This window comes from Ciceribacter sp. L1K23, from assembly GCF_018122705.1.
In the GTDB taxonomy this organism is placed as follows: domain Bacteria; phylum Pseudomonadota; class Alphaproteobacteria; order Rhizobiales; family Rhizobiaceae; genus Allorhizobium.
The window spans coordinates 602,499-622,068 of sequence record NZ_JAGRRC010000002.1; the positions used below are offsets into that span (position 1 = coordinate 602,499).

General features: G+C 62.0%; 22 protein-coding genes. 12 read left to right on the top strand and 10 right to left on the bottom strand.

Going from position 1 to position 19,570, the window contains the following annotated elements:
* Window positions 1-85: 85 nt before the first annotated feature.
* The 12 genes from J5J10_RS21780 (at window position 86) to pufC (ending at window position 11,205) form a co-directional block, all read left to right on the top strand.
* Entirely contained in the window at window positions 86-955 is an 870-nt protein-coding gene (locus tag J5J10_RS21780; RefSeq protein WP_211931726.1) for a polyprenyl synthetase family protein, read from the top strand.
* 8 nt (window positions 956-963) lie between these two features.
* The gene (locus J5J10_RS21785; protein WP_211931727.1) at window positions 964-2,166 is read left to right on the top strand and encodes a methyltransferase; all 1,203 of its coding nucleotides are present in this window, start codon (window positions 964-966) and stop codon (window positions 2,164-2,166) included.
* Between the two features lie 109 nt (window positions 2,167-2,275).
* Entirely contained in the window at window positions 2,276-3,211 is a 936-nt protein-coding gene (gene bchC, locus J5J10_RS21790; protein WP_211931728.1) for a chlorophyll synthesis pathway protein BchC, read from the top strand.
* Entirely contained in the window at window positions 3,208-4,215 is a 1,008-nt protein-coding gene (locus J5J10_RS21795) for a chlorophyllide a reductase iron protein subunit X (RefSeq protein WP_211931729.1), read from the top strand. Before bchC ends, J5J10_RS21795 begins: the two co-directional genes overlap by 4 nt.
* A gap of 102 nt (window positions 4,216-4,317) precedes the next feature.
* Window positions 4,318-5,814, top strand: coding sequence for a chlorophyllide a reductase subunit Y (gene bchY, locus J5J10_RS21800; protein WP_249117012.1), 1,497 nt, complete (start codon window positions 4,318-4,320; stop codon window positions 5,812-5,814).
* On the top strand, window positions 5,808-7,262 hold the full coding sequence (gene bchZ, locus J5J10_RS21805; RefSeq protein ID WP_208553711.1) for a chlorophyllide a reductase subunit Z: 1,455 nt from the start codon (window positions 5,808-5,810) through the stop codon (window positions 7,260-7,262). The genes bchY and bchZ overlap by 7 nt, the downstream gene beginning before the upstream one ends.
* A 47-nt stretch (window positions 7,263-7,309) precedes the next feature.
* Window positions 7,310-7,543, top strand: a complete 234-nt coding sequence (locus J5J10_RS21810) for a hypothetical protein (RefSeq protein ID WP_208553710.1) — start codon at window positions 7,310-7,312, stop codon at window positions 7,541-7,543.
* A 118-nt stretch (window positions 7,544-7,661) separates the two neighbouring features.
* Window positions 7,662-7,883 (top strand): light-harvesting antenna LH1, beta subunit, encoded by a 222-nt coding sequence (gene pufB, locus J5J10_RS21815; RefSeq protein ID WP_208553709.1) that lies wholly within the window; start codon window positions 7,662-7,664, stop codon window positions 7,881-7,883.
* 12 nt (window positions 7,884-7,895) lie between these two features.
* On the top strand, window positions 7,896-8,090 hold the full coding sequence (pufA, locus tag J5J10_RS21820) for a light-harvesting antenna LH1, alpha subunit (RefSeq protein WP_208553708.1): 195 nt from the start codon (window positions 7,896-7,898) through the stop codon (window positions 8,088-8,090).
* A 105-nt stretch (window positions 8,091-8,195) separates the two neighbouring features.
* Window positions 8,196-9,041, top strand: coding sequence for a photosynthetic reaction center subunit L (gene pufL, locus J5J10_RS21825; RefSeq protein WP_208553707.1), 846 nt, complete (start codon window positions 8,196-8,198; stop codon window positions 9,039-9,041).
* A 79-nt stretch (window positions 9,042-9,120) separates the two neighbouring features.
* Window positions 9,121-10,023, top strand: coding sequence for a photosynthetic reaction center subunit M (gene pufM / locus J5J10_RS21830; RefSeq protein ID WP_246746042.1), 903 nt, complete (start codon window positions 9,121-9,123; stop codon window positions 10,021-10,023).
* A 12-nt stretch (window positions 10,024-10,035) separates the two neighbouring features.
* Window positions 10,036-11,205, top strand: a complete 1,170-nt coding sequence (gene pufC / locus J5J10_RS21835) for a photosynthetic reaction center cytochrome PufC (RefSeq protein WP_211931732.1) — start codon at window positions 10,036-10,038, stop codon at window positions 11,203-11,205.
* An 81-nt stretch (window positions 11,206-11,286) separates the two neighbouring features.
* On the opposite strand, the gene idi is transcribed toward pufC, so the two are convergent.
* From idi to bchM, 10 genes are read right to left on the bottom strand one after another with little or no spacing between them, the layout of a single operon-like run.
* The gene (gene idi / locus J5J10_RS21840; RefSeq protein WP_211931733.1) at window positions 11,287-11,820 is read right to left on the bottom strand and encodes an isopentenyl-diphosphate delta-isomerase; all 534 of its coding nucleotides are present in this window, start codon (window positions 11,818-11,820) and stop codon (window positions 11,287-11,289) included.
* 54 nt (window positions 11,821-11,874) lie between these two features.
* Window positions 11,875-13,092 carry a 5-aminolevulinate synthase gene (gene hemA / locus J5J10_RS21845; RefSeq protein WP_211931734.1) on the bottom strand — a complete coding sequence of 406 codons (1,218 nt, stop codon included), beginning with the start codon at window positions 13,090-13,092 and terminating at the stop codon, window positions 11,875-11,877.
* The gene (gene puhE / locus J5J10_RS21850; RefSeq protein WP_211931735.1) at window positions 13,092-14,000 is read right to left on the bottom strand and encodes a putative photosynthetic complex assembly protein PuhE; all 909 of its coding nucleotides are present in this window, start codon (window positions 13,998-14,000) and stop codon (window positions 13,092-13,094) included. The genes hemA and puhE overlap by 1 nt, the downstream gene beginning before the upstream one ends.
* 10 nt (window positions 14,001-14,010) lie before the next feature.
* Complete coding sequence (acsF, locus tag J5J10_RS21855) at window positions 14,011-15,060, bottom strand: magnesium-protoporphyrin IX monomethyl ester (oxidative) cyclase (protein WP_211931823.1); 1,050 nt, start codon at window positions 15,058-15,060, stop codon at window positions 14,011-14,013.
* 56 nt (window positions 15,061-15,116) lie between these two features.
* Window positions 15,117-15,422, bottom strand: a complete 306-nt coding sequence (locus J5J10_RS21860; RefSeq protein WP_208553701.1) for a hypothetical protein — start codon at window positions 15,420-15,422, stop codon at window positions 15,117-15,119.
* Window positions 15,419-15,913 (bottom strand): photosynthetic complex assembly protein PuhC, encoded by a 495-nt coding sequence (gene puhC, locus J5J10_RS21865; RefSeq protein WP_211931736.1) that lies wholly within the window; start codon window positions 15,911-15,913, stop codon window positions 15,419-15,421. Before puhC ends, J5J10_RS21860 begins: the two co-directional genes overlap by 4 nt.
* An 11-nt stretch (window positions 15,914-15,924) precedes the next feature.
* A complete protein-coding gene (puhB, locus tag J5J10_RS21870; protein WP_211931737.1) occupies window positions 15,925-16,596 on the bottom strand; it encodes a photosynthetic complex putative assembly protein PuhB in 672 nt (223 codons plus the stop codon).
* A complete protein-coding gene (puhA, locus tag J5J10_RS21875) occupies window positions 16,593-17,378 on the bottom strand; it encodes a photosynthetic reaction center subunit H (protein ID WP_211931738.1) in 786 nt (261 codons plus the stop codon). The genes puhB and puhA overlap by 4 nt, the downstream gene beginning before the upstream one ends.
* A gap of 34 nt (window positions 17,379-17,412) precedes the next feature.
* The gene (locus J5J10_RS21880) at window positions 17,413-18,855 is read right to left on the bottom strand and encodes a BCD family MFS transporter (RefSeq protein ID WP_211931739.1); all 1,443 of its coding nucleotides are present in this window, start codon (window positions 18,853-18,855) and stop codon (window positions 17,413-17,415) included.
* Complete coding sequence (gene bchM / locus J5J10_RS21885; protein WP_211931740.1) at window positions 18,852-19,568, bottom strand: magnesium protoporphyrin IX methyltransferase; 717 nt, start codon at window positions 19,566-19,568, stop codon at window positions 18,852-18,854. Before bchM ends, J5J10_RS21880 begins: the two co-directional genes overlap by 4 nt.
* Between the last annotated feature and the right edge of the window lie 2 nt (window positions 19,569-19,570).

A 19,570-nucleotide genomic window follows, 5' to 3' on the forward strand; every position in this document is an offset into this window, starting at 1 on the left:
GACATTCAAAATTCATGTGTCAATTTAACTTTACACATAGGATAGTCAACTTTCATTGACGATCCAGTTTGGGAGGAGGTTTCCCATGGACTTGCCCGAGCGTATTGAAGCCGGAATGCAATTGTCGCTTCGCTTTGCCACGGCGAATGGATGCCCGCCGCTTTTTGCCAAAGCCATTCGCCACGCGGTCTTTCCAGGAGGCGCTCGCATCAGGCCAAAGCTCTGCCTCGCTGTTGCTACCGCCTGCGGCGACAGCGATCCGCAAGCGGCCGACGCCGCCGCCACCGCGATCGAGCTTCTGCACTGCGCATCCCTGGTTCACGACGACATGCCCTGCTTCGACAACGCCGCCACCCGACGCGGACAAGCCTCGGTGCATGCGGAATTCGGGGAAGAAATCGCACTTCTGGTCGGCGACGGTCTGATCGTGGCGGCCTTCGAAACGGTCGCGCGCGAGACCATGCACGCGCCCCGACTGACTGCGCCCCTCATCGCCACGATTGCCAAAGCGGTTGGGTCGCCTTACGGACTCGTCGCTGGGCAGGCTTGGGAAAGCGAAGCCGATATCAATATCGATCAGTATCATCGTGCCAAGACGGCCTCGCTCTTCGCTGGTGCCGTTTCGACAGGAGCCTTGGCATCTGGCGGAAGCCCCCAGGATTGGCTGCCATTGGCCGACGCACTGGGGTCTGCGTATCAGGTGGCCGACGACCTTTATGATGTGATCGGCGAGGGCGGCAGCATGGGCAAGCCGGTTGGCCAGGATGCCAGAAACGCCAAGCCGAACATCGCCATTCGCCTCGGAATCGAGGGCGCCTTGAAGCATCTGCGCACCATGGTCGACTCCGCTGCAGACAGCGTCCCGGAGTGCCCCGGACGCGATGCATTCCGGGCGATGATCCGCAACGAGGCGACGCGATTGATGCCGAAGAAACTTGCCGCAAGCGCCGCCTAGGCGCGCCGATGGCACCCCCCGCCGGACAGGATAAAACCAGCATCTCGCACAGGTGGCGAACGCGTAATCAGGAGGCGGCCTCGACGCATCAGCACGAGGCACTGCCGTTCGGCGTCCGCCTTCGCCTGTGGCGTAATCGGCTAATCGCCTCACGCGCGTTCAGACGAAATATCGCACGTCTTCCGATACTGCGTCAGATCTCCAATCGGAAAGCAAACGCGCTGTTCCGGCTGACAGGCGGCTTCATCTTTTCGCAGGTTCTGCTCACCGGTGTGAGGACCGGCCTCTATGACAGGCTGGTGGACAAGGCCCTCACGAGCGAAAGCCTCGCCACCGCCATGAACCTGCCTCACGACCGACTTCGCACCCTGCTGCGAGTCAATGCCGATCTCGGCATTGTCAGGGAGGTCGCAACCGATCTCTGGATTCTAGACGATGCCGGCGTCGTCGTCGCGGCCGACCGTGGCCTTGCCGCCATGATTCTTCATCACGAGATGCTTTACCGCGACCTGATGGAGCCCCAGCACTTGCTGACGCCGGACCACGAGGAGACGGAACTGCGGCGCTATTGGGCCTATGTGCGGGGCGCCGAACCGGGCAATCTCGACGCCGCCTCGATTGCCGACTATTCGACCTTGATGCGCGAAAGCCAGACGATGATGTCGGATTGCATCCTGGCCAGTTACGATTTTCGTCAGGTCCGCGTCCTACTCGACATTGGCGGCGGGGATGGCGCTTTCCTGGCGGCGGCTGCCGCCGCAAACCCTGAGCTCGATCTCAGGCTTTTCGATCTGCCGTCGGTCGCCGAGCGCGCTCGCCATCATCTGGCAACCTTGGGGCTGGCAGCGCGAAGCCGTGTTCATGGCGGCGACTTTGTGAAGGACGACATTCCCGCCGAGGCGGATTGCGTCACGCTCATTCGCGTGCTGTGCGATCACGATGACGCGCGTGTCGCTGCCATTCTGGGAAATCTGCACCGGTCGCTGCGGCCGAACACCAGAGTGATCGTTGCCGAAGCGATGGCGGGTTCCTCGGAGGGGGCCCGACTCTCCTCTGCCTATTTCAACATCTATTTTCTCGCCATGGGCTCCGGGCGATGCCGTAGCGACCAGGAGATTTCCAAATTGCTGGCAAAGGCCGGGTTTGCGGCGATACGGACAATTCCATCACCAAACCCTTTGATCGCAACGCTTGTGACCGCTGTGCGGTAACACGATACGGGCCTACCCTGTCGAAAAATGTAAATATTAATTGACAGTCAAATATGTCAAATTAAGATGACACATCAGGGATCAGGCGATCCTGTGCTGGGAGGCACGCATGGACGCGTCAGCCGTCGTTTTCGAAAGACCCGGAGAAGTAGCCTTGCGGCAGCTGACACTCTGTGCGCCGGCCCAAGATGACGTGGTGGTCGAAACACTGGTCAGCGGCGTATCCACCGGCACCGAAAAGATGCTTTTCGAAGGCACGATGCCAGCCTTCCCCGGGATGGGTTACCCGCTGGTGCCGGGCTATGAATCGGTTGCCCGCGTCGTTGAGGCTGGTGCCGGGTCGCGGCTCAAGATTGGCACGAAGGTGTTTGTCCCTGGCTCGAGCTGTTTTCCCGACGCGGCAGGCCTGTTCGGCGCCACGGCTTCCCGCCTGGTGGTGCCGGCAAACCGGGTCTACGATGTGGGCGCACTTGATGAGGACGCCGTTCTTCTGGCGCTGGCGGCAACGGCGCATCATGCCGTCCGCCGCGCGAAGGGTGCGGTGGGGCTGGTCATCGGTCATGGCGTCCTGGGACGGCTGATCGCACGGGTTGTAATAGCCCTCGGTTTTCCGGCGCCTGTCGTCTGGGAAATCTCTGCGTCGCGCAGGGATTGCAGCGACGGCTACGCGGTCGTCGATCCGGCTGACGACGCCGAAACACGCTATGATACGGCTATCGATGCCAGCGGCGATCCCGCAGTGATCGATCGGGTTGTCGCCCGGCTCAACCGGCCGGCCGAACTCATCCTGGCCGGATTTTACGGGGAACGCATTAGTTGTGCATTCGCTCCGGCTTTCATGCGGGAGCTGACGCTCTCCATAGCCGCCGAATTTCGTTCCGAAGACGTTGTTGCCGTGATCAATCTCGCCAACGCGGGTCGCCTCTCGCTCAAGGGTCTTGTGACCCATCGAGCATCTCCGGGCCAAGTGCCGCTCGCCTATCGGACCGCGTTCAACGATCCAAATTGCCTGAAAATGATCATCGACTGGAGGAAAGCCGCATGAGCCTCGACCTCGCACAGGACGGACTGGAGCGCCTGCAGGAAAGCCTTCGCGAAGAAGCCGCCATCGAACCCGATGCGCCGGCAACCGGCAAGGTCACCAAGGAAACGCAGATCATCGCGATCTACGGCAAGGGCGGCATCGGCAAGAGCTTCACGCTCGCCAACCTCTCCTACATGCTGGCCCAGCTGGGCAAGAAGGTGTTGCTGATCGGCTGCGATCCGAAGAGCGACACGACTTCACTGCTCTTCGGCGGCCGCGCCTGCCCGACGATTATCCAGACGGCCTCGCGCCGCAAGGAAGCAGGCCAGGAGGTCTCGATCTCCGACGTCTGCTTCAAGCGCGACGGCGTCTTCGCGATGGAACTCGGTGGACCTGAAGTCGGCCGCGGCTGTGGTGGCCGCGGCATTATCCACGGCTTCGAGACGCTCGAGAAGCTTGGCTTCCACGACTGGGACTTCGACTATGTCCTCTTGGACTTCCTCGGTGACGTCGTTTGCGGTGGCTTCGGCCTGCCGATTGCCCGCGACATGTGCCAGAAGGTGGTCGTCGTCGGCTCCAACGACCTGCAATCGCTTTATGTCGCCAACAATGTCTGCTCGGCGGTCAAATACTTCCGCAATCTCGGCGGCAATGTCGGCGTCGCCGGCCTCGTCATCAACAAGGACGACGGCACCGGAGAGGCGCAGGCCTTCGCGGAAGCCGTCGGAATCCCGGTATTGGCCTCGATCCCGCAGCACGAGGATATCAGGCGCAAAAGCGCCAACTACCAGATCATCGGAACCCACGACAGCCAGTGGGGGCCGCTGTTCGAGGCGCTCTCCATCAATCTCGCTGAAGCCCCGCCAGTTCTCCCCCGACCGCTCGATCAAGACGGCCTTCTTGGCCTCTTCGACGCAAGCGAAACCGGCGCCGACTACAAGCTCCAGCCAGCCCTGCCGGAAGACATGTGCGCCGCGGGCGCCCTGACCCGCCCGTCGCTGGAAGTCGTCTACGACAACGTGTGAGAGCGAGACGAACAGATGGACGATCTTCGCAAGGAATTCGAGGCAGAAGAAACCGGCCGGTCCGCCACCGCCGGAACCGATCCCGCGTTCTTTGCAGACGCCATGGCAGCCGATGCCGGACGCATCGGCTGCCATGGCGGCGTCGAACTGTCCAAAGCCGCTGCGCGAGCGGCCGGCCAGGGCGACTTGATGGATCGCTTCGAGGCGGACTATCCCAAGGGACCGCACGACCAGCCGCAATCGATGTGCCCGGCATTTGGTTCCTTGCGCGTCGGTCTGCGCATGCGCCGCGTCGGCACCATCCTGTCGGGCTCAGCCTGCTGCGTCTACGGCCTGACCTTCACCTCGCATTTCTATGGCGCCAAGCGCTCGGTCGGCTACGTCCCGTTCAGCTCGGAAACCCTTGTCACCGGCAAGCTCTACGAGGACATCGTCGAGGCGGTGCATCAGATGGCCGACCCGGAAAAATATGATGCGGTAATCGTAACCAACCTCTGTGTTCCGACAGCATCGGGCGTGCCCCTGAAGATGCTACCGCGCGAAATCGATGGCGTGCGTATCGTTGGCATCGACGTACCGGGCTTCGGCGTGCCCACCCATGCGGAGGCCAAGGATGTGCTGTCGGCCGCCATGCTGGCCTATGCCCGGCAGGAAGCGGAAGCCGGGCCCGTGCAGCGCCCCCGTGGCGGTCTGAAGGACAAGCCGACTTTGACCCTTGTCGGCGAGATGTTCCCGGCGGACCCGATCGTCATCGGGGGCATGCTGGAGCCGATGGGACTGGCGGTTGGGCCGACGGTTCCCGTGCGTGAGTGGCGCGATCTTTATGCGGCCCTCGACTGCGCGACGGTGGCCGCGATCCACCCCTTCTACACGGCGACCTTCCGCGAGTTTACCGCCGCCGGCCGCAGCATCGTCGGCTCGGCCCCGATCGGCCTGGACGGCACGGACGCCTGGCTCTCCGCCATAGGACGGAACTGTTCCGTGCCGCAGGCCCGCATCGACGCCACCCGCAACGCCATGCGCGCCGCAATCTCCGCCGGGCTTGCCGCAAACCGCATCAACGGGCGCATTACTCTCTCCGGCTACGAAGGCTCCGAGCTCATTGTTGGACGACTGCTGGTCGAGCTTGGCGCCGATCTGCGCTATGTCGGCACCGCATGTCCCCGGACCCCCTACAACAGCGAGGATGCCGACTGGCTCGAAGCCCGTGGCGTAACCCTCCGCTTCCGCGCCTCGCTCGAGCAGGACATCGCCGCCTTTGAGGAATTCCGCCCCGATCTGGCGATCGGCACGACGCCGGTCGTGCAGAAGGCCAAGGAGGCCGCGACACCCGCGCTCTACTTCACCAACCTGATTTCCGCTCGCCCGCTCATGGGACCGGCCGGTCCGGGCTCGCTGCCCTCGGTCATCAATGTCGCCATAGCAAACAAGGACCGCTTCATCGCGATGAACGCATTCTTCGAGGGTGTCGGCAGCGGAGACACCGCCGGTGTCTGGCAGGAGGTTCCCCAGGATCGCAGCGCCTACCGCAAGAAGTATGCAGCCAAGGTCAAGCAGTCCCGCAACGCCGTCGATAACGGAGATAGTGTCGGATGCTGATCCTCGACCACGATAGAGCCGGCGGCTACTGGGGCAGCGTCTATGCCTTCACGGCGATCAAGGGCCTGCAGGTCATCATCGATGGCCCGGTCGGCTGTGAAAACCTGCCGGTCACCTCGGTGCTACATTACACCGACGCGCTTCCGCCACACGAACTGCCGATCGTCGTTTCCGGCCTGTCCGAGGATGAACTCGGCCAGCATGGCACCGAAGGCGCGATGAAACGGGCCCGCCTGGCCCTCGATCCGGACCTGCCGGCGGTCGTCGTCACCGGTTCGATCGCCGAAATGATCGGTGGCGGCGTAACGCCTGAGGGCTCCAACATCGTCCGCTTTCTGCCGCGCACCATCGACGAAGACCAGTGGCAAAGCGCGGACCGTGCGCTGAAGTGGCTCTGGACCGAATTCGGACCGAAGGGTGGCAAGGTTCCGGCGCCGCGCCGGCGCGCCGAGGGCGCAAAGCCCCGAGTCAACATCATCGGCCCGATCTACGGCACCTACAACATGCCCTCCGACCTCGCGGAGATTCGCCGCCTGGTGGAAGGCATCGGTGCCGAGATCAACATGATCTTCCCGTTGGGAAGTCATATTGAGGACGTGCGCAAGCTCGCCGACGCAGATGTAAACATCTGCCTGTACCGCGAATTTGGCCGCCTGCTCTGCGAGACGCTGGATCGCCCCTACTTGCAGGCACCAATCGGCATCCATTCGACGACCGCGTTCCTGCGCGAGCTCGGGGGCATGCTGGGGCTCGATCCGGAACCCTTCATCACCAGAGAAAAGCACACGACGCTGAAGCCGCTCTGGGATCTCTGGCGCTCCGTTACCCAGGACTTCTTCGCGACCGCGAGCTTCGCCATCGTCGCCAACGAGACTTATGTGCGCGGCGTGCGCAATTTCCTTGAGGAGGAAATGGGGCTTCCCTGCACCTTCGCGGTGCCCCGCAAGCCAGGCACGAAGACCGACAACGCAGCGGTCATAGACCTTGTCGGCAACAAGCCGCCGATGATCATGTTCGGCTCGTTCAACGAACGCATGTACATGGCCGAGCGCGGTGCCCGCGGCAAGTTTGTCCAGTTGTCCTACCCCGGCGCCATCGTGCGCCGCCATATCGGAACGCCGGTCATGGGCTATTCGGGCGCCGCCTGGCTCATACAGGAAGTCTGCAACGCACTCTTCGACATGCTTTTCGAGATCCTGCCGAAGGCAGGCGAGCTCGATGCAATAGAGCCTACGACGACGCGTCGAGCCGGCGAACTGCCGTGGTCGCTGGACGCCCAGTCCCTGCTGGATCGGCGCATCAACGACGAACCCGTACTTGTCCGCATTTCCGCCGCCAAACGCCTTCGCGATGCCGCGGAGCGTGAGGCGCGCCGTGAGAACGCGTCCGAGGTCGAAACCCGGCATCTGGAACACGCGTCGCGAACGGCGACGGGAGCATACGCATGAAGACGACATTCACAGGCCCGTCCGGGGGACGGCAAGGAGGTGACAGCATGCTTCCCACCAACAAGTATTCGGCGCCATCGCACGCGCTGAGAGACAGGCAGTCGGAGCGCGCGCTGATGCGGCAACTGTTCCTGATCTCATATCCGCTTTGCCTGATCGCGGCGACGAGCCACCGGATCGCTCTCCATTTCACGGCGGGATCCACGCGGCCGGAGCAGTCGGTCTTTGCTGAAGCCCGCTCGGCCGCCTATGCGGCTGTCGGTTACGCGTTCCACGCGTGACCTCCTGGTTTGCCGGTGTTCTCGACACCGGCAAAAAACCCGGTGATGCCGTTCGGGCGGCTTTGCCGGAACCCCGCCGCGGGGGTGCCGCGGCGTTCGAGACTAGGAGGTGAGTTTGATGGCTGAAACATCAAATGTTTCACTTTCGGGTCTGACCGAAAGCGAAGCTCGGGAGGTCCATGGGTTCTTCATCCAAGGCTTCATGATATTCACGGCGATTGCGATCGTCGCGCATATCCTGGTTTGGATGTGGCGTCCCTGGATTCCAGGGCCGGAAGGTTATGTCTCCCTGGAGAGCATCAACCAGACGGCCCAAGCGCTTCTGCCGATGCTGGCATAAGGAGAGCGCAACATGTGGAGAATCTGGCTCATGTTCGATCCGCGCAAGGCGCTGGTCGCACTGTCTGTATTCCTGTTCACGCTCGCAATCCTGATCCACTTCATCCTGTTGAGCACGGAGCGGTTCAACTGGCTCGAGGGCAAACCCCTCCGGACCAGTGCGATCGAGCACTCCATCTCATGGGACGCGGATCAGCTTGTCGGCTGAAGCTCGAACCGGCAGCGGGCGCGATCGGTTCAACGATCCCGCCCGCCGCCAATCTCTTACGCACGGACATCGCCAACCGGCTGACCACCCCTGGAGGATACGAAAATGGCGCTGCTGAGTTTTGAACGCAAATATCGCGTGCGAGGCGGAACGCTGATCGGCGGCGATCTGTTCGACTTCTGGGTCGGTCCCTTCTATGTCGGCTTCTTCGGCGTAACGACCGCCTTCTTTGCCTCTCTTGGCACGGCGCTCATCATATACGGCGCGGCGATTGGCCCAACATGGAACATCTGGCAGATCTCGATTGCTCCGCCTGACCTGTCCTACGGTCTCGCGCTCGCGCCCCTGAAGGAAGGCGGGCTCTGGCAGATCATCACGGTCTGTGCGCTGGGGGCCTTCATTTCCTGGGCCCTGAGAGAGGTGGAGATATGCCGCAAACTGGGTATCGGCTATCACGTGCCTTTCGCGTTCTCCTTCGCGATCCTCGCCTACACCACCCTTGTGGTCATACGCCCCCTGTTGCTTGGCGCCTGGGGCAACGGCTTTCCCTACGGCATTTTCAGTCACCTCGACTGGGTGTCGAATGTCGGCTACCAGTATCTCCACTTCCACTATAACCCGGCCCACATGATCGCCGTGTCGTTCTTCTTCACGACGACGCTGGCGCTGGCGCTGCACGGCGGCCTCATTCTCTCGGCGGCGAACCCGGGCGCGTCGATCGACGAAGCCGGCAAGCAGGCGGAGGTCAAGACGCCGGAGTATGAAGACACCTTCTTCCGCGACATCATCGGTTACTCGATCGGCACGCTCGGCATCCATCGGCTGGGCCTGATCCTCGCGCTCAACGCCGGGTTCTGGAGCGCCGTCTGTATCGTGATCAGCGGTCCCTTCTGGAACAAAGGCTGGCCCCAGTGGTGGAACTGGTGGCTCGAGCTACCGATCTGGAACTGAGGGGGACCGGACAATGTTCTTAGCACAGTATCAAAACATCATCACGCCGATACAGATCAGCGGACCGGCCGAAGAAGGCATGCCGCTACCGCGCGGCGACAGCCCGCGGACGGGAGAGCCATTCTTCGTCCGCCTGTTCGGGATGATCGGCAACGCGCAGATCGGCCCGATCTATCTCGGTTATCTCGGTACGCTGTCGCTGGTTTTCGGCTTCATCGGCTTCGAGATCATCGGCCTCAACATGTTGGCTTCCGTCGGCTGGGATCCGATCCAGTTCGTAAGGCAGCTCTTCTGGCTCGGGCTGGAACCACCGCCGGCAAAATATGGACTGAAGGTTCTCCCGCCACTGGCCGAAGGCGGCTGGTGGCTGATGGCCGGCTTCTTCCTGACCCTGTCGGTTCTTCTCTGGTGGGTGCGCGTCTATCGTCGCGCGCGGCAGCTCGAACTCGGCACCCACGTCGCCTGGGCGTTTGCGTCGGCAATCTGGCTCTTCCTTGTGCTCGGCTTTATTCGGCCGCTGCTGATGGGTAATTTCTCCGAAGCAGTGCCATTCGGCATCTTCCCGCACCTCGACTGGACGGCGGCGCTGTCGATCCGCTACGGCAACCTCTACTACAACCCGTTCCACTGCCTCTCGATCGTCTTTCTCTACGGCTCCGTACTGTTGTTCGCCATGCATGGCGCAACGATCCTCGCCGTTGGCAAATACGGCGGCGAGCGAGAGCTGGAGCAGATCACCGACCGCGGCACGGCATCGGAACGCGCGGCCCTCTTCTGGCGCTGGACCATGGGCTTTAACGCCACCATGGAATCCGTCCATCGCTGGGCCTGGTGGTTCGCCATCCTAACCCCGCTGACAGGTGGCATCGGCATCCTGCTCACCGGCACGGTCGTCGACAACTGGTACCTCTGGGGCGTCAACCATGGGCTCGTATCCCCACTTCCGACCTTGTGGCCGGATGTGGTCGATCCGGCGCTATAAGGGAGAAGGACAATGAGACTCTGGATTCCATTTGCCGCCTCCGCAGGAGCCTTGCTGACGATCGCGAGCTTCGTCGGCGCCGGCTGGGACGCGCCGCCGGTTGAAACCGTGCAGATCGGTTATCGCGGCACCGGCATGAACCATCATAGCGACATGGAAACGCAGGAGGCGTTGAAGCTTGCGAATGTCGTTCCCGCAGCGCCATGGGAAGCCGATCCAGCCGGTGACAGGGCCGGCGATATCTATGAGAACGTACAGGTCCTGCGGGATCTGTCCGATGACCAGTTCAACCAGTTCATGGCCTCGATCACCGAATGGATCGCACCTGAAGCGGGATGCAACTACTGCCACAACCCCGAGAACCTGGCGTCCGATGAAGTCTACCAGAAGGTCGTCGCCCGCCGCATGATACAAATGACCCAGGCGGTCAACGTCGACTGGAATGCCCATGTCGGTCAGGTCGGCGTCACGTGCTATACATGCCACCGCGGCCAGGGGATTCCCGCCAACTATTGGTACGAAGACCAGGAACCGAAGCCGGCCGGCAACATGACCCAGAACCGTCAGGGACAGAATGTGGTCGCTCGCTTCGGCGGCAATTCATCGCTGCCGCAGAATGTCCTCAAGGACTATCTGCTCGGGGACGCTCAGATCCGTGTTCACTCCAAGACCGCCCTTCCCACCGGAACCAATCATGCCGGCACGAAGGAAACGGAAGCCACATGGTCGCTGATGATGCACATGTCGGAATCTCTCGGTGTGAATTGCGTCACCTGCCACAATTCGCGTGCCTTCAATGACTGGGACCAGAGCCCACCCCAGCGTGTCACCGCATGGCATGGTATCCGCATGGCGCGCGACATCAACGCCAACTACATGGTCGGCCTGACGCCCGTCTTTCCGGATATCCGCAAGGGACCTGAAGGGGATGTCTTCAAGGTCGGTTGCGCTACCTGCCATGCCGGTGTGCAGAAACCGCTCTATGGCGTGTCCATGCTAAAGGACTATGTGGACTCGCTTGCGAAGAAGGGGCCGACGGACGTTCCCGATTTCACGACATACCAGCCGGGAACGACACAGCGGATGGCGCCCGCGCAACAAAGCAGCGCAGTGCCGGCGGCAGCTATCACCCAGCAGGCCGCCGCCGACCTTCCGGTGGCCACGGACCCGGCGAACAACTGACGGCCTCCCAAGGCAGGCCGCACGAGGAAGGGGAGCTCTCGGGCTCCCCTTTCTTTTTGCCAGGATATGTGGGGAAACGTTTTAGGCCGCCTGCGCAAAGCTGAGCCCGGGAAATCGCTGGAGGTAGATCCGGAACCAGGGCGTGAATGAAGAGGGTTGCTCATAAACCTCCCTCAGCAACTGCGTCTGCGAGATCCAGCGGACTGCCTCCACCTCGCTTGCAACCGGCTCAACCCGCAAAGTCTTGCGGTCGACCTGGGCACTGAAGAGCGTCACGCGTTCATGCTCCCGAAGCCCCGACCCGACCTCGGCCGCATACTCGACGGTCTGGTGACGGATGAGTGGAGTGGTGAAACCGAGCTCTTCGACGAGACGACGTTCCACGCAATGTTCAAGCGTCTCGTTCCAATGCGGATGCGTGCAGCAGGTGTTGGCCCACTGCCCCGGACAATGGTATTTGGTGGCGGCACGTTTCTGGATGAGCAAAAGGTCGCCATCGAATACGAACGCCGAAACGGCAAGATGCAGCAGCCCGTCGACGTGAGCCTTCATCTTGTCGATCGGATACAGCGAGCCGTCGCCCGCGATCGCGGGTATTAGGGTGTTGTCGCTCATCTCACGTGTTCCATACTGCTCCTGCGGTCCGAGCGCATAACGCCTGAAAGCTTGTCAGGCAACGGCCCGAGCCAGCGCGCATTTGGACCAGAGTGAACAGAGCGCCTCGGCCAGGTGTTCGATATCACCGTCGCTGTGCAGCGGCGTGGGCGTGATGCGCAGCCTTTCCTTGCCGACGGCAACGGTCGGATAATTGATCGGCTGCACGTAAATGCCGAAGTCGTCGAGCAGGACATCCGATATCCATTTGCATTTGGCCGCGTTGCCCACCATCACCGGCACGATGTGGCTCGGATTGTGCATATGCGGAATGCCGCGAACGTCGAGCGCCCGCCGCACCTTCGCAACGGCCACCTGATGCATATGGCGCTCGAGGCTGCTTTCCTTCAGGTGGCGGATCGACGCAGTCGCTCCAGCTGCAAGCGCAGGCGGGATCGCGGTCGTGAAGATGAAACCTGATGCAAACGAGCGGACGAAGTCGACGAGGACGGCAGGTCCGGTGATGTAGCCACCCATTACCCCGAAGGCCTTGCCCAGGGTCCCCTCGATGACGGTCAGCCGATCCATCAAACCTTCCCGCTCCGCGACACCCCCGCCGCGTGGCCCGTACATGCCGACCGCATGCACCTCATCAAGATAGGTCATCGCCCCGAACTGGTCGGCGACGTCGCAGATTTCCCGGATCGGCGAAATATCGCCGTCCATCGAGTAGACGCTTTCGAAGGCGACCAGCTTTGGCGCTGCCGGATCGTCGGCCGCCATCAGTTCGCGCAGATGCCTCCAGTCATTGTGACGGAACTGCCGCTTGGTGCATCGTGAATGGCGAATCCCTTCGATCATGGAGGCATGATTGAGGGCGTCGGAGTAGCAGATGATATCAGGGATCTTCGATAGCAGCGTGCCGAGCGCTGCCCAATTCGACACATAGCCTGAGGTGAAGATCAGCGCACCTTCCTTGCCGTGCAGGTCCGCGAGTTCCTTCTCGAGGAGCACGTGATAGTGATTTGTGCCGGAGATGTTGCGCGTGCCTCCAGCGCCCGCCCCGCACTTGCGGATCACTTCAACCATGCGATCGGTGACAAGCGGGTTCTGGCCCATGCCGAGATAGTCGTTGGAACACCAGACGGTTACGTCCCGCTTTGTGCCATCGTCATGATGGAAAGACGCTTTTGGGAAGGCCGCGCAATGGCGTTCGAGATCCGCGAAGACGCGATAATTGCCGGCATTGTGCAGGCCCGTCAGCGCCTCTTGCATATGCTGAAGAACATCCATCAGTCTTTCCTCTTCCCGATCGTGTCATGTCCAATTGTTGTCCAGGAGGTGTGTTGCATGGATACCGGCACACCCTCCTTCATTCCCGGAACCCCGAAGGCGGTGGTACCATCCACCGGCGTACAAACCGCCAATTTTGCCCGATCCTGCCGGGCCATGGCCCATCGCCAGAGCGCCGTGTCGGAGACAGGCAGCACCAGGACCAGATGCTCGACGATCGCCAGCGCCATGAATGTTGCGAGCAGCGTATGCCCCACGACCGAATGGTCCTGTGTGGCCCGCGACGCGCCGACGACGAGAATGACGAAAAGGCTGCCGGCGACCGCCAGAAACAATGGAAACAGCGGGGTCAACCGGTCCGTCTTGAAGTAGCTCTTCAGATGCACGATTCCCTTCGGCATCAGGTCGCTGACCGCATGTGGGGCACCGAGAAAGATGACCAACTTGGCGGAAATGCGCATGCCCCAGAGGAGGCCGAACGAGGCAAGGCCGAATTGGTTGGGAGCATCAGCCAGGACTGTCCAGAGCACGAGCGCCGTCAGCAGGATGGCGATCTCGTGGTCACGCACGGCGTCCCACGCGGCCTTGAACCGCGCGACCCCGGAAATGCCCGGCGGGCACTCCCGCCGACGCCCGGTCACCAACCCAGTCAGAAAAGCAGCCTCGTGCCAGGCCCACACCAACAGCGCGCCAAAGAACCCGGCATAGGAACCGAGCGGCGTCTGTTCGCCGCTGCCATGGACCATCAACGCAAAACCACCAAGGCCGACCACGGTCATCATCGACATCATGGCGAAATACCGGCCGGTCGTGCCGGAGCGGTTCACCAGAGCAAGCACCAGCCCGGTCGAAAGCCACCACACGGATATGGCGACGAGAACGACGGCGAGCGGGTGCGTCAGTGTCATGGAACGCCCCTTACCAGACCGGTTGCAGGCGAGACGTCGCCGGAATGGCGTTCGATTTCGTCGGGAGCATGTACATCCTGACAAAATTCACAGCAGCGGCGCCTGACCAGAAGGCCTTGCCGACCCGCCCCGCCACACCCCCGCGCGCACCGGCGGCTTGCATTTTCCTGTTGATCCGCTCCATGCGGCGGAAGCCCTCACGCATCGCGGGATTGTCGAGATCCAGGACAAGGGGAAAGCACTGCCGCGAGATTTCGGAGGTGAGGCGGAAGACCTTCATGTCGTAGTCATCGATGTCGACGCCGAGCCCCTTGTGGAAGGCCGGTCGCATGTGATCGCGCACATACATGGTCGCGAAGACGGCAAGCAGGAAGAACTTGATCCAGTATTTGTTCACACCCTCCATCAACCGCTTGTCGGAACGGATGATCAGCGAGAAGGCTTCTCCATGCGAGAACTCGTCATTGCACCACTCGCGGAACCACTTGAAAATCGGATGGAATCGCTTCTCGGGGTGTTTTTCGAGATGCCGGAAGATTGTGATGTAGCGGGCATAGCCGATCTTTTCGGAGAGATAGGTGGCATAGTAGATGAACTTGGGCTTGAAGAAGGTGTACTTCTTCGCCTTCGCCAGGAAGCCCATGTTCACGCCAATTCCGAAATCCTTCAGCGCATCGTTGATGAAGCCGGCATGGCGGGATTCATCGCGGCTCATGTAGCCGAAGAGCTCGCAGATCTCCTGGTTTTTGCCGCGCCGTTTCATTTCCTTATAGAGAACGCAGCCTGAGAACTCGGACGTAAGCGAGGAGACGAGAAAATCGATGAACTCTTCGCGCAGGTCATCAGGCAGCGCATCGATATCGATGTCTTCCCACGCCTCGTTGCGCTTGAAGTGGCCACGGTTCGGATCGCTTTTCATCTGCGCGATCAGCACGTCCCATTCTGCCCGCACCGGCTCGACATTGATCCGGTCCATCTCCTCGAAGTCCGTCGTGTAGAATCGGGGGGCGAGCATGGTCGAGACCAGCGCGCTGCGCGTCGTGTCATTGACGCCGGCCATACGCTCCTCGACCGTCTGCTCGTGATCGGCAAGATCGCCGGGGGAAACATGATTGTTCATGACAGTGCCCTCTCGGTGAAGCTGAATTCGCACAATTCCATCATGTCGAGATCGCCGGTGGCGCGAATCCAGGCGCGTTCGAGTGCGCCGGCACGCGTGATCGTCGCCTTGCGGCGGAAATTCTGTGTCGAACCATAGGGGATCGAGACCGGCGCCCCGTGCACCAGCACCTCGTCGCCCGGATGGACGACGATGCCGTTGTCGAAGCGCAGATGCGCGCCGAGCGCCTCGAAGGTATTGTTGATCTCGACAGTGCAGTCGACGACTTCGCGCCGGCGCATCAGAGAGAATAACGGATTCATGGCCGTGTGCCTCCTTGGGTATCAAGCAGTGCGGCAAATGCGGCGGCGTTGTCCCGACCGAATGCCTCGAGATAGATGCGTTCTCCGGTTGCGGTGTCGGAAAGGCTGATGCGACCGGTGTCCCATTTGATGATGCGATAGGCGGCATCGGCCGGCATCGCCGCCACCTGACGCATCCGCTCGAAAGCCCGTAGCGATCCCCGAACGAAGCCACCGGCATCCTGCGGATAGGATGCGATCATCTCGCCACTCACCGCATCAGTGACAACGACGATATCGCCGGACCCACGGCTGATGATGACGTCGCGGACGGCAACCGGACGCCCCGCTTCCTGCTTCACCAGTCCAAGACCCGTCGCCTGGCCAAATAGGACCGCGCCGGCCGAGAAGACGAGGAGCCCGACGACCGAGATAAACAACCAAGTGGGCAGACTGTTCGTGCCCTTTGCTCTCCGTCCATCGAGATAGCCGAGGCTGAGCGCGGATCGCATGATCGTTCTCCCTATTCCGCCGCCGCGACGTGACCGGTCGCTTCGATCGGTTCGTTGGTGACGACAAGCCGAGGATGTCCCGAATGAACACTGGCATAGCGAGCATAGGCAACCGCGAGAATGTCGCAGACGGTATCGGCATCCGGCAGGCAGATCAGGCTCGGTTCCGGAGCCGCGAAACGCCACCCCCGGACATGCGGCCATTGCACAAGCCAGGACAGACGCTGGCCGGGACGAAGCCCGATCGCGATCGTTCCCGCCTTGCCGCCGAGCTTCCCGAGCGAGACCGCGTTGATTTGGTTGAAAGGCAGGTTGAGGCTCATGGACAGCGCCACGCCAAAGCGCATGACGACGCGCTCGTTCGTGATCGTGTAAAGCGTCGTCCGCTCCACTGCCCAGGCGAAGAACTCGATCATGCCAAGCACGATTGCTGCCAGCATCGTCAACACGGCAACGGAAAAGACGATCCCGCCGATTGGCTGGCCATCGGAAAGTCCCGATGCCGCGGCCCAGACGGCGAGGATCAGGAAATAGGCGCCGATCCAGCGGCTCTTCAGGCCATGGCGTGCCACGAGCCCCGCCGAGGGCCGGCCCTGCCAGAGGATTTGTTCGCCCTCCGGCAGTTCGCCCGGGAGGCCGGGTACGGGCTCGATCTCGTGCTCGCGTGTGACGAACTGTTTCACAGCACCGACTCCTGCCGTTCACGCAAAGCGTAGAGCAGGCCGGCGCCATAATACGCGGCGACCTGGTCTTCCTCGCGCAGGGTGATGGTATCGGGCTTGGCCGTTGCTGGCACATCCGCGAACTGGTCGGAGGTTATCGCATGCACGTAGAGTTGGCGGCCCCCGCCTCTGGCGCCCTGGACCACGACGAAATTGTTTGGCAGGAGCACCGTGCGGGCGCCCTCCCCGGTGCCGGTCTGGACTTCATAGTATCGGATCAGATGTTCCGACCGGTCGACCCAGACGTCCGTCACCGTTCCCGCCTGCCGGCGGTCGCATGCGACAACCGCCAGTCCACGGGGATCCGTTTCTCCTTCGGCGATCGCAAATCCCTCCGCCACGCGCAATGGCACGATGCGGGCATCGCCATGAGCCGTCATGTCGGGCTTTTCTGCACGTTCGGCCCACGATCCCGGCCCGACGCCCGCCAGAAGAGGGTTGCCGACCGGCTCGATCGGATAGCCCGGGGCCGGAGCGACGCGCCTGGCGGCGAGCGGCCGCGTATCGCGCACGAAATCGGGCACCTTTTTCGTCCCCTGCCCGTGCGGCAAGACGAAGGTCTTCTTGGGAGGGACGAACAGGAAGGGACTTTTGTTGAAACGCCCCGTAACGTCCTCCTCGAGGGGATAACCCTCGCGACGGTCTTCCTGCCTCAGATACCAGATGAGGCCGGCGAAGAAGATCCAGAAGGCGTAGAGCACCACCTGGGCTACATCGAGATTGCCTCCGAGAGATCCGATCATGTTTGTCCCTCCAATTTGTGACGCGTGCCGGCGATCAGCCGGGCAACTCCGCCAGACCAAAGCGCATCTCCTCCTGGTCGTTGCCTCGGTAACGAGGTCCCGTGAGAGGACCGATCACCGCAAGGCAGGCGAACAGAAGAATGATTTCGAATGAATAGATGACGATATATCCGGAAGCCCTGCTGACCATGGCCTCTCCAAGGCTTCCGTTGAGAGCCAGCGTATTGATGCCGTTCTTGAGAACGCCGGCCACGACCAGACTACACCCAATCGCGGTTGCTTGCGCGGCACTCCAGGCGCCGACGACGACACCGCTGTCGGAGCGCCCGGAGATCGCCATCGCGCCCAGCATCGTGCCGACGGCGAACAATCCGCCACCGAGGCCGATGCCTCCCGCCCCGGCATAGAACAGGCCGTGCATCTCCAGCGGTTCGGCGAGAATAACCGCCGAGAACGCGGCGATGCCGATCAAAAGTCCGCGTGCTGCGATCCGGTACATGTCTCCGCCACGTTGCAAGCTGTGCGCGGCCCAAGCGAAACCGATCATGGCACCCGTCGCCCACAGTCCGGTCAGCAACGTGGTACGATCGACGGACATGCCGAGGATTTCCCCGCCATAGGGTTCCAGCAGAACATCCTGCATCGAAAAGGCGGCCGAGCCGACTGCGACGGCGAGCAGCAGGCGCATCGTGCCGGGATCGCGGCGATAGGTTTCGAGAGCGGCAAGGAAGCCGACGACCGACGCACGGTCGACCGTTGTCAATTTTGGGTTGCGGGCCTCCTGCTTCCAGATCGCAACCACATTGAGGGCGATCGTGAAAACGGCGGTCCCCTGGATCACCTGAATGAGATGCTTGGCGGAGAAGTCCGAAAGCGCGACGCTGTAGAACGCCGAGGCCCCGATCATGCCGACAAGCAGCATCACATAGAGCAAGGCAACCACGCGCGGCCGCTTGTCCGCCGGAACGAGATCGCTGGCGAGCGCGAGACCCGCCGTCTGCGACATGTGCATGCCAAACCCTGTGAGCAGGAAGGCGAGACAGGCGCCTACGGCACCCGCCCACTCGGGTCCCACCGTCTGCGACTGCAGGAGCAGGAGTGCGAAAGGCATGATCGCAAGGCCACCGAACTGCAGCAGGCTTCCGAGCCATACATAGGGGACGCGCCGCCAGCCCAGCACGGACCTGTATGTGTCCGAACGGTAGCCGAAAAAGAGCCGAAGCGGAGCCGCCAGCACCGGAATGGCAATGACCGCCGCCACCAGATCCACACGCACCCCGAGCTCGACGATCAGCACGCGGTTCAGCGTGCCATTGAGCAGCACCAGAACGAAGCCCACGGAGATCTGGAAAAGCGACAGCCGCAGAAGACGCGACAGCGGCATATCCGTGCTGGCCGCATCCGCAAACGGCATGAACCGCGTCCCCAGCTTCTGCCAGAGCCCGATCATCTTGCGGTTTGCGGCGCTGATCCTCATGAGCTGCTTACCTCGATGGCTTGGGAGGTGTAGAAACCGACGGCAATCCGTTCGGAGCGACCGACCGACCACGAGGACATCGCCGGCTTTGCGACGAGATTGCCGACCAGCGCCCGGACATCCACAGGATAGATCGAGGGCGAACGATTGCCGCGCGGAAAGACGCGGCCTGCTGCGAGCATGGTGCGAAGGAAGCGGGAGCCGGGAGCAAGGGTAAAGACGAGCTTGCGCGATGTGCGCGATGCCATCTTTTCGAGCACGCGCATCGCCTCCGCAGGTTGGTAGTGGATGAGGACATCCATCGCCACGATCGCATCGAAGTGTCCGTGGCGCGGATCGAGCATGTCGCCGCTTTCAAAGCGAACCGAGCCAGTTGGGCGGTTGCCCGAAGGATGGCGATCGAGGGCACGCTGCCGGGCAAACGCGACCATCTGCGCTGAGAGATCAATCCCGAGCACGTCGGCGCCCCGGTCCATGAGCTCCATCGAAAGCACACCGGATCCGCAGCCGGCATCGAGGATGCGCCAGCCGGAAAGATCCTGCGGCAACCAGCTGACCAGCGTTGCGCGCATCGCGTCGCGACCCTTGCGAACCGTCGCGCGAATTCCGCTGACAGGCTGGTCCCCGGTCAACCTCTTCCACGCATCGAGCGCCGTGCGATCGAAGTAATGTTCGATTTCACCGGTCCGCCTCATGTAGTCCGTCTGGCTCATCG

What these genes read in the sequence shown, in the direction of transcription:
- J5J10_RS21780 (WP_211931726.1), top strand. Translation starts at nt 86, where the DNA reads ATGGACTTGCCCGAGCGTATTGAAGCCGGAATGCAATTGTCGCTTCGC.
- J5J10_RS21785 (WP_211931727.1), top strand. Translation starts at nt 964, where the DNA reads ATGGCACCCCCCGCCGGACAGGATAAAACCAGCATCTCGCACAGGTGG.
- bchC (WP_211931728.1), top strand. Translation starts at nt 2,276, where the DNA reads ATGGACGCGTCAGCCGTCGTTTTCGAAAGACCCGGAGAAGTAGCCTTG.
- J5J10_RS21795 (WP_211931729.1), top strand. Translation starts at nt 3,208, where the DNA reads ATGAGCCTCGACCTCGCACAGGACGGACTGGAGCGCCTGCAGGAAAGC.
- bchY (WP_249117012.1), top strand. Translation starts at nt 4,318, where the DNA reads ATGGCAGCCGATGCCGGACGCATCGGCTGCCATGGCGGCGTCGAACTG.
- bchZ (WP_208553711.1), top strand. Translation starts at nt 5,808, where the DNA reads ATGCTGATCCTCGACCACGATAGAGCCGGCGGCTACTGGGGCAGCGTC.
- J5J10_RS21810 (WP_208553710.1), top strand. Translation starts at nt 7,310, where the DNA reads ATGCTTCCCACCAACAAGTATTCGGCGCCATCGCACGCGCTGAGAGAC.
- pufB (WP_208553709.1), top strand. Translation starts at nt 7,662, where the DNA reads ATGGCTGAAACATCAAATGTTTCACTTTCGGGTCTGACCGAAAGCGAA.
- pufA (WP_208553708.1), top strand. Translation starts at nt 7,896, where the DNA reads ATGTGGAGAATCTGGCTCATGTTCGATCCGCGCAAGGCGCTGGTCGCA.
- pufL (WP_208553707.1), top strand. Translation starts at nt 8,196, where the DNA reads ATGGCGCTGCTGAGTTTTGAACGCAAATATCGCGTGCGAGGCGGAACG.
- pufM (WP_246746042.1), top strand. Translation starts at nt 9,121, where the DNA reads ATGCCGCTACCGCGCGGCGACAGCCCGCGGACGGGAGAGCCATTCTTC.
- pufC (WP_211931732.1), top strand. Translation starts at nt 10,036, where the DNA reads ATGAGACTCTGGATTCCATTTGCCGCCTCCGCAGGAGCCTTGCTGACG.
- idi (WP_211931733.1), bottom strand. Translation starts at nt 11,820, where the DNA reads ATGAGCGACAACACCCTAATACCCGCGATCGCGGGCGACGGCTCGCTG.
- hemA (WP_211931734.1), bottom strand. Translation starts at nt 13,092, where the DNA reads ATGGATGTTCTTCAGCATATGCAAGAGGCGCTGACGGGCCTGCACAAT.
- puhE (WP_211931735.1), bottom strand. Translation starts at nt 14,000, where the DNA reads ATGACACTGACGCACCCGCTCGCCGTCGTTCTCGTCGCCATATCCGTG.
- acsF (WP_211931823.1), bottom strand. Translation starts at nt 15,060, where the DNA reads ATGGCCGGCGTCAATGACACGACGCGCAGCGCGCTGGTCTCGACCATG.
- J5J10_RS21860 (WP_208553701.1), bottom strand. Translation starts at nt 15,422, where the DNA reads ATGAATCCGTTATTCTCTCTGATGCGCCGGCGCGAAGTCGTCGACTGC.
- puhC (WP_211931736.1), bottom strand. Translation starts at nt 15,913, where the DNA reads ATGCGATCCGCGCTCAGCCTCGGCTATCTCGATGGACGGAGAGCAAAG.
- puhA (WP_211931738.1), bottom strand. Translation starts at nt 17,378, where the DNA reads ATGATCGGATCTCTCGGAGGCAATCTCGATGTAGCCCAGGTGGTGCTC.
- J5J10_RS21880 (WP_211931739.1), bottom strand. Translation starts at nt 18,855, where the DNA reads ATGAGGATCAGCGCCGCAAACCGCAAGATGATCGGGCTCTGGCAGAAG.
- bchM (WP_211931740.1), bottom strand. Translation starts at nt 19,568, where the DNA reads ATGAGCCAGACGGACTACATGAGGCGGACCGGTGAAATCGAACATTAC.